6 protein-coding genes and 1 tRNA gene are annotated in these 8,030 nt (G+C 56.3%); 1 reads left to right on the top strand and 6 read right to left on the bottom strand.

The window, feature by feature from the left end; all coding sequences use genetic code 11:
- Nucleotides 1-326 precede the first annotated feature (326 nt).
- Together PGR09_RS12555 and PGR09_RS12550 are read right to left on the bottom strand one after the other, a co-directional pair.
- A tRNA-Phe gene (locus tag PGR09_RS12555) sits at nucleotides 327-402 on the bottom strand.
- Between the two features lie 105 nt (nucleotides 403-507).
- Nucleotides 508-1,221 carry a DUF554 domain-containing protein gene (locus tag PGR09_RS12550; RefSeq protein ID WP_047042944.1) on the bottom strand — a complete coding sequence of 238 codons (714 nt, stop codon included), beginning with the start codon at nucleotides 1,219-1,221 and terminating at the stop codon, nucleotides 508-510.
- Between the two features lie 419 nt (nucleotides 1,222-1,640).
- Between PGR09_RS12550 and PGR09_RS12545 the strand changes: the two genes are divergently transcribed.
- Nucleotides 1,641-3,779, top strand: coding sequence for an ornithine decarboxylase (locus tag PGR09_RS12545; RefSeq protein ID WP_430916196.1), 2,139 nt, complete (start codon nucleotides 1,641-1,643; stop codon nucleotides 3,777-3,779).
- 309 nt (nucleotides 3,780-4,088) lie between these two features.
- On the opposite strand, the gene PGR09_RS12540 is transcribed toward PGR09_RS12545, so the two are convergent.
- The 4 genes from PGR09_RS12540 to mutY all read right to left on the bottom strand — a co-directional run bounded on the left by PGR09_RS12540 (nucleotide 4,089) and on the right by mutY (nucleotide 8,025).
- Nucleotides 4,089-5,342, bottom strand: coding sequence for a nucleoside permease (locus PGR09_RS12540; protein ID WP_045387267.1), 1,254 nt, complete (start codon nucleotides 5,340-5,342; stop codon nucleotides 4,089-4,091).
- A 189-nt stretch (nucleotides 5,343-5,531) separates the two neighbouring features.
- Entirely contained in the window at nucleotides 5,532-6,614 is a 1,083-nt protein-coding gene (gene mltC, locus PGR09_RS12535; RefSeq protein ID WP_045392092.1) for a membrane-bound lytic murein transglycosylase MltC, read from the bottom strand.
- 48 nt (nucleotides 6,615-6,662) lie between these two features.
- Nucleotides 6,663-6,938 (bottom strand): oxidative damage protection protein, encoded by a 276-nt coding sequence (locus PGR09_RS12530; RefSeq protein ID WP_045392090.1) that lies wholly within the window; start codon nucleotides 6,936-6,938, stop codon nucleotides 6,663-6,665.
- 28 nt (nucleotides 6,939-6,966) lie between these two features.
- The gene (gene mutY, locus PGR09_RS12525; protein ID WP_315711441.1) at nucleotides 6,967-8,025 is read right to left on the bottom strand and encodes an A/G-specific adenine glycosylase; all 1,059 of its coding nucleotides are present in this window, start codon (nucleotides 8,023-8,025) and stop codon (nucleotides 6,967-6,969) included.
- Nucleotides 8,026-8,030: the final 5 nt, after the last annotated feature.

Here is an 8,030-nt window from a genome sequence, read left to right as displayed (position 1 = left end):
TGGTGCCCGGACTCGGACTAACGCCGCAGGCGTTGAACAGCGCGCTTGTCGCGCTGGCCCCGAAGGGGTGAGCCGCGTTGCGGCGAATAATCGAACGCAGTTCGATGAAGAGTCCGGCCGTAGAAAAGCAAAAACCCGCCTTTTGGGCGGGTTCTTTAAATAGTGGTGCCCGGACTCGGACTAACGCCGCAGGCGTTGAACAGCGCGCTTGTCGCGCTGGCCCCGAAGGGGTGAGCCGCGTTGCGGCGAATAATCGAATGCAGTTCGATGAAGAGTCCGGCCGCAGAAAAGCAAAAACCCGCCTTTTGGGCGGGTTCTTTAAATAGTGGTGCCCGGACTCGGAATCGAACCAAGGACACGGGGATTTTCAATCCCCTGCTCTACCGACTGAGCTATCCGGGCAACGGGGCGCATTAAACCTGATTCACCGCGCCTCGTCAACGAAATTTATAAATTTCGCAGCAGACTGCACAATCTATCACCACTTTGCCGTAAAAGCACGCGTCGTCAGGCAAAAAAGGCCGTCCACGCGACCGAAATCGGCATTGCCAGCAGCAGGGCGGGGAGCATATTGACCACTGCGAACATCTTAATCCCGCAGATACGCAGGCCGGTCGCCACCAGCAGCATACCGCCGACGGCGCTGAAGTCTGCCATCATCATCGGCGTGGTCAGCGGCATGATAAGCGAGGCGCAGGCCGCCAGACTCAGCTGAATCAGCAGCATCGGCACACAGATTGCCGACACCGCCAGCCCCAGGGTACAGGCGAAAATCGTGGCGGTGAAAAAGTCGAGAAACGCTTTGGCGATAAGGATGCTGGCGTCGCCGGTCATTCCTTCGCGCATGGCGCCAAAAACGCCGGTACCGCTGGCGCAAAACAACACGATGATCGCCACGTAGCTCTGAATATAAGACTCGTGGGCCGAGGCCTTTTTCCTGCCCTTTGGCGACAATAGTTGCTGGAGTTTGCTCACCAGGGTATTGATGCCTTTCTCCATATTACACACTTCGCCGAGTAGCGCGCCGACCAGCGTCGCCAGCACCATCACCGGCAGGTTGGCGCACTTGATGACCAGTAAAATACCAATCCCCAGTGATGCCAGCCCGAAAATCGAGGTCATCGAGGTGCGGATCCTTTCCGGCAATCGTTGGCTCAGTAGCGCGCCCAATACGCCGCCGGCAAGCACCGCGCTGGCGTTAATAAATGGCCCTATAACCAAAGTAAACTCCTGTTAATTATTCCTGATGTCCGCATTATTATGACCATGTTTTGCCGCGAAGGCTTGCGGATACGTGGGGAGAATGCATATGGATTTCATCTTGCGCCACTTTCGGAAAGGTGCCATGATTGCGCGGATTTTCACCTCTTTACCCTGAGGCCGCCGGGATGACGACATCGCCATTACATCGCCGTTGCCGCTGCGCATTGCTGCGCGGTTTGCCTCGTTCCTTACTCTCCCTGTTCACCATGCGGTGAAGGCCACGTATGCTCACTGTAGGACAACAGTAAGATCGGACGCGTCTGCTTTTACTGATGTCCGGCGGTCGGAGCTGAATTCCGTCAGACCCGGACACCTCGTTGGGCAAGTCTCCACCTTTGCCTGAGATTTTTACACTCCCGATACGGGCATTTGCGCTTATGAAATCTATGCACATTGCCGCCAGCTGCGAGCTGGTCTCCCGTCTGTCCACCCATCGCCAGGTTGTGGCGCTGGACAGCACTGATTTTACCGATGCGGCAGCGGTCGTCATCACCGCGGCGGATAGCCGCAGCGGTATCCTGGCCCTGCTCAAGCGCAGCGGATTCAATCTGCCGGTCTATCTGTTTAGCGAAACGCAAACGGATAAGCCGGAAGGAGTCGTCGCGGTGATTAGCGGCAAAGAGCAGGAGTGGCTGGAGCTGGAAGCGGCCGCCTGCGGCTATGAAGAGAAACTACTGCCGCCGTTTTTTAATACGCTTAGCCAGTACGTTGAGATGGGCAACAGTACTTTCGCCTGTCCCGGCCATCAGCATGGCGCGTTCTTTAAAAAGCATCCGGCGGGCCGCCAGTTCTACGAGTTTTTCGGCGAGAACGTTTTTCGCGCCGACATGTGCAACGCCGACGTCAAGCTCGGCGATCTGCTGATCCATGAAGGTTCGGCGAAGCACGCGCAGAAATTTGCGGCAAAAGTTTTCAATGCCGATAAAACCTACTTCGTGCTTAATGGCACTTCCGCGGCGAACAAGGTCGTGACCAATGCGCTGCTGACCCGCGGCGATCTGGTACTGTTCGATCGCAACAACCATAAATCAAACCACCATGGCGCGCTGATCCAGGCCGGGGCGACGCCGGTCTATCTGGAAGCCGCGCGCAACCCGTTCGGCTTTATCGGCGGCATCGACGACCACTGCTTTGATGAAACCTACCTGCGCGAGCTGATCCGCGAGGCGGCGCCGGAAAAAGCCGACGCGCGGCGCCCGTTCCGCCTGGCGGTGATCCAACTGGGCACCTATGACGGCACGGTGTATAACGCGCGCCAGGTGGTGGATAAAATCGGCTATCTCTGCGATTACATCCTGTTTGACTCGGCGTGGGTCGGTTACGAGCAGTTTATCCCGATGATGGCTGACTGCTCGCCGCTGCTGTTGGATCTCAATGAAAACGATCCGGGCATTTTTGTGACGCAATCGGTGCATAAGCAACAGGCCGGTTTTTCGCAGACTTCGCAAATTCACAAGAAGGATAACCATCTGCGCGGCCAGGCGCGTTTCTGCCCGCATAAGCGGCTGAATAACGCCTTTATGTTGCATGCTTCCACCAGTCCGTTTTATCCGCTGTTCGCCTCGCTGGATGTGAATGCCAAAATCCATGAAGGAGAGAGCGGTCGGCGGCTGTGGGCGGAGTGCGTGGAGCTGGGTATCGAAGCGCGTAAAGCGATACTAGCGCAGTGTAAATTATTGCGGCCATTTGTGCCGCCGCTGGTCGGCGGGAAACCGTGGCAGGAGCATTCGACGGCGACTATCGCCAGCGAACGTCGCTTCTTTAGCTTCGAGCCGGGCGCGAGCTGGCACGGCTTTAGCGGTTATGCTGACAATCAATACTTTGTCGATCCGTGTAAGCTGCTGCTGACCACGCCGGGCATCGATGCCGATAGCGGCGACTATACCGAGTTTGGCATCCCGGCGACCATCCTGGCGCACTACCTGCGCGAAAACGGCATCGTGCCGGAGAAGTGCGATCTCAACTCGATTTTGTTCCTGCTGACGCCGGCGGAAAGCGCGGAAAAACTGGCGCGACTGGTGGCGATGCTGGTCCAGTTCGAACAGCATATCGAAGCGGATTCGTCGCTCGCCGAGGTACTGCCGACTATTTACAACAAATACCCGGTTCGCTACCGCGATTACACCATTCGCCAGCTGTGTCAGGAAATGCACGATCTGTACGTCAGTTTTGATGTTAAAGACCTGCAAAAGGCGATGTTCCGCAAGCAGAGTTTCCCGCCGGTGGTGATGAACCCGCAGGACGCCAACCGCGAATTTATCCGCGGCAACGTTGAGCTGGTGCGCCTGTGCGAGGCCGAAGGCCGCATCGCGGCGGAAGGGGCGCTACCGTATCCGCCGGGCGTGCTGTGCGTGGTGCCGGGCGAGATCTGGGGAGGCGCGGTGCTGCGCTACTTCCTTGCGCTGGAAGAGGGAGTCAATATGCTGCCGGGCTTTTCGCCGGAGCTGCAGGGGGTTTATAGCGAAACGGATGCCGATGGTATTAAGCGGTTGTATGGGTATGTGTTGAAAGCCTAAGCCGGGACCAGGCATTGTGCGCGTATTTTGCCGGATGACGGCTGGCGCCTTATCCGGCCTACGGTCCGTGCGGCCTGCCTTTAATTTAATCATCGTGCTGGCTGAAACTGCCGGTACCAATGGCCTCAAAACCCCCGGTGGCGCTGCCGCTTACCGGGGCTACAGCGCTGTGCGGTTTGGTAGCCCGGAGAAGACGCAACGCGCCGCCTCCGGGAAAACTCCTGTGCGACAAAACCGTTGCCAACCGATAACAGTATCTACAAATTCTGTAGGCCCGGTAAGGCGTCAGCCGTCACCGGGCAATGACAATCAGGCGTTCTGGCGCGCGGCGGCAGGCTGTCTGACGTGTTGATACTTGAACAGCGCCACGAAAGCGAAGGCCAGCACCAGCGAGTAGGCGGCGAAAATCAGCCACACGCTTTGCCAGTTAGTGATCCCCTCAACGGTAAAGTGCTCGACAACTTTGCCGCTCACCATCCCACCAAGGATGCAGCCGAAGCCGTTGGTCATCATCAGGAACATACCCTGGGCGCTGGCGCGGATTTCCGGACGCACCTCTTTCTCAACGAACACTGAACCGGAGATGTTGAAGAAGTCGAAGGCGCAGCCGTAGACGATCATCGACAGCACCAGCAGGACGGTACCGAACGGCGTCGGATCGCCGAAGGCGAACAGGCCGAAGCGCAGCATCCACGCCACGATACTAATCAGCATCACGTTCTTAATGCCATAGCGGCTAAGGAAGAACGGGATAGTCAGAATAAACAGCGTTTCGGAGATCTGCGAAATCGACATCAATACCGATGCGTGCTCGACGATAAAGCTACCGGAGAACAGCGGGTCTTTATCGAAGCTGTGCAGGAAGGTGTTGCCAAACATATTGGTGATCTGCAGTTCGGCGCCGAGCATCATGGAGAAGATAAAGAAGATTGCCATACGCTTGTTTTTAAACAGCGCAAAGGCGTTCAGGCCGAGCATCTCGGTCCAGCTCTGGTTGCGCTGGGCGTTGGCGACCGGAATATGCGGCAGCGTCAGGGTGAACAGCGCCAGCAAGACCGACAGCGTCGCGCCGATATAAAGCTGCATATGGCTAAGTTCGAAGCCAGAAAAGCTGACGCCCCACATGGCGAGGATAAAGCCGATGGTGCCCCAGATACGAATTGGCGGGAAATCGGTCACGATATCCAGCCCCGCCGACTGCAGGCGGTAGTAGGAGATGGTGTTGATCAAGCCAAGCGTCGGCATATAGGCCAGCGAGTTAAGCAAGATCACGAGGAACATCTCGCCTGGCGTGGTGACCTGCGCCGCGAGGTACAGCGTTAACGCGCCGACCAGGTGGCAGATGGCATACACCCATTTGGCGCTGATCCATTTATCGGCGACGATCCCGAGCAGCGTTGGCATCAGAACGGCGGCGATACCGAGCGAGCTATACACCGCGCCGATGGCCGCGCCGTCAAACTTCAGGGTGACGAACATGTACGAGCCGAGCGTGGTTAGCCAACTCCCCCAAAGGCAGAACTGCAGGAACGACAGTATTTTTAACTGCAGCTTAAGATTCATGTATTTATCCTCACGAATGTGGGCTTGTTATGTGTTTTAAATAACATAACCAACGTTATTTTGATGCAATTCTATCATTCAGCGATTGCAAGCTTCTGTTAACTGCCGCAGAAAATCGAAAGATATTACCAAGTATGTCATAAAAAAAGAGAGGCCCGGTGCGATGCCCGGGCCTGTGGGGGAGAAGCGTTACTTACGGCGATAGCTTTTCTGCGCGGTGTTAACTTTATACAGATAACGGCGCGATTCCGCCGACGGATGGCGGGTGGTGAGCGTCTGGTAGACGTCGCCTGGCGCCATACTGTTAATGATGTTCGCTGCCTGGACTTTATCGCTGGAGAAGACGCGCAGTACGCTGCCGGCGCCGCCGTTATAGGCGGTGATCACCGCGTAGCGACGCGAGGTGGGGTTATCGATGCCGGCGAGATAAACGTTGTTCAGCATCGCCAGATAGGCGGTACCGGTATCGATGTTATTCGCCGGGTCAAACAGATAGCTGCGGCTCGGCAGGCCGGATTTGCCCTGCGAACGGAAGACGTCTTTCCCCGCGCTGTGCTGAACGACCTGCATCAGCCCCATGGCATCCGCGTGGCTCACCGCATAGGGGTTAAACGACGACTCTGTCTGCATTATCGCAAGGATCAGCGACTCATCTACGCCGTATTTACGCGAGGCCTGGCGCACCATACCGAGATATTTATGCGCACGTTTATCGAGGTGGTTAGGCACCAGATTAATGGTGATGCTATAAATCATGCGCAGGCCGTTGTTACGGCTCTTCAGGCGGGTTTGCAGCAGATAATCGGCATAGCGCGCGGCGCGCCACTCCCAGCGGATGGATTCACCGGTGTTATCGACGACCTGGCCGTAGAGGAACGGTTCTTTGGAAATCTGAATATCATCGACGTCGGAATAGAGGTCGATAGAGTTGGGGTCATCGCCCATCAACAGGGTTTTGATAATCGCCTGGCGTAACCTTCCTTGCGGATCGGTTCCGGCGATGGTCTCGACGGTAATCGTACCGGCATCAAAGTTGATGTGGCTACGGGTTTGATATTGATCGGTATATTTTACGTAGTCCTTCGGCCCGGCGAGCAGAACTTCGTTATACCCCCAAATGTTCTCGATGTTATGGGCAAACTGGCCCATCAGGATATCGAATCCGTTAGTGTCCTTGACCCAGGCCTCGTTATATTCGGCGCCTTTTTTATTGGAACTGGAACAGGACACGAGCAGTGGCGCAATCAGCGCGAGCGCTAAGTATTTTTTCATCATTCCGGGAGTGCGTGTTGTGTTTGTTTGGTAAAGGCCGTGAGGCCCTTACTGTTGTTCCGGCGGCGTGTAGCCTTCGATGTGAACGTCTTTCCCTTCAAACAGGAACTGCACCATCTCCTGTTCCAGCAGCTTGCGGTGCTCCGGGTTCATCATGCTGAGTTTTTTCTCGTTGATCAGCATGGTCTGCTTATGCTGCCACTGCGCCCAGGCCTCTTTGGAAATTTCGTTGTAAATGCGCTTACCGAGCTCGCCCGGATACAGCTGGAAATCCTGGCCGTCCGCTTCACGCTGCAGGAAAGTACAAAAAATCGTTCTGCTCATAATCAATCCTCTTTTATAGCCGAAAAAACTAGACCGGCGTTCCGGCTTTCAACTGTTGCAACAAGCGCTCCACGGGGGCCGCCAGTCCGACCGATGGCGGCTGCGCTAAGTTATACCAGAGTGCGTTACCTTCATCCATGCATGCGCCAGATGAGTGCACTGTAAGCCACATCGGCACAATATCCAGGTGGAAATGGCTGAAAGTGTGGCGGAAGGCGGTTAATTGCGTCAGATTATCGGCCTTTATCTGACGCTGCGCTAGCCACTCGCGTAGCCCGGCTTCATCCTCAAACTGCGGAAAACAGAACAATCCGCCCCATAAACCTACCGGCGGACGTTGGGAGAGATACACCTCGTCGCCGTGCTGCATCAGCAGGAAGTAGCCGGTGCGCTCCGGGATGGTCTGCTTCGGTTTTTTCCCCGGATATTCCGCCCATGAATGGTTAGCGTAGGCCACGCAGCCGTTCCTCAGCGGGCACAGTTCGCACTTCGGTTTCGAGCGGGTGCAAACCATCGCGCCGAGATCCATCATCGCCTGGTTGAAGCGCTCTACGCCCTGCGCCGGCGTCACCTCTTCGCTTATTTCCCACAGCCGTTTTTCCACCTCTTTTTTCCCCGGCCAGCCGCTCACAGCATAGCAGCGGGCGAGTACCCGCTTCACGTTGCCGTCGAGAATCGGATAATGCTGACCGAGCGAAAGGGATAAAATCGCCCCCGCCGTCGAGCGCCCGACGCCGGGCAGCGCGGCCACCTCTTCAAAGGTTTGCGGGAACTCGCCGCCGTGCAGCGTGGCGACCTGCTGCGCGGCTTTATGTAAATTGCGCGCCCGCGCGTAGTAGCCAAGGCCGGTCCACAGATGCAGCACTTCATCCAGCGGCGCGTTGGCTAAATCAACAACCGTTGGGAAACGCGCCATAAAGCGTTCAAAATAGGGAATAACCGTGGTGACCTGGGTTTGTTGCAACATCACTTCGGAGAGCCATACTTTGTAAGGCGTCTTGGCGATTTGCCAGGGCAGGGTTTTACGGCCGTATTTGTCGTACCAGTCCAGGACCTGGGCTGAAAATTGCGCGGCGAGAAAAGTCAAAGCTA

This window comes from Klebsiella sp. 141251, from assembly GCF_050600725.1.
In the GTDB taxonomy this organism is placed as follows: Bacteria; Pseudomonadota; Gammaproteobacteria; order Enterobacterales; family Enterobacteriaceae; genus Klebsiella; species Klebsiella aerogenes.
Note: the sequence above shows the minus strand (reverse complement) of the source record. Positions and strands in the feature narration are given on the sequence as shown.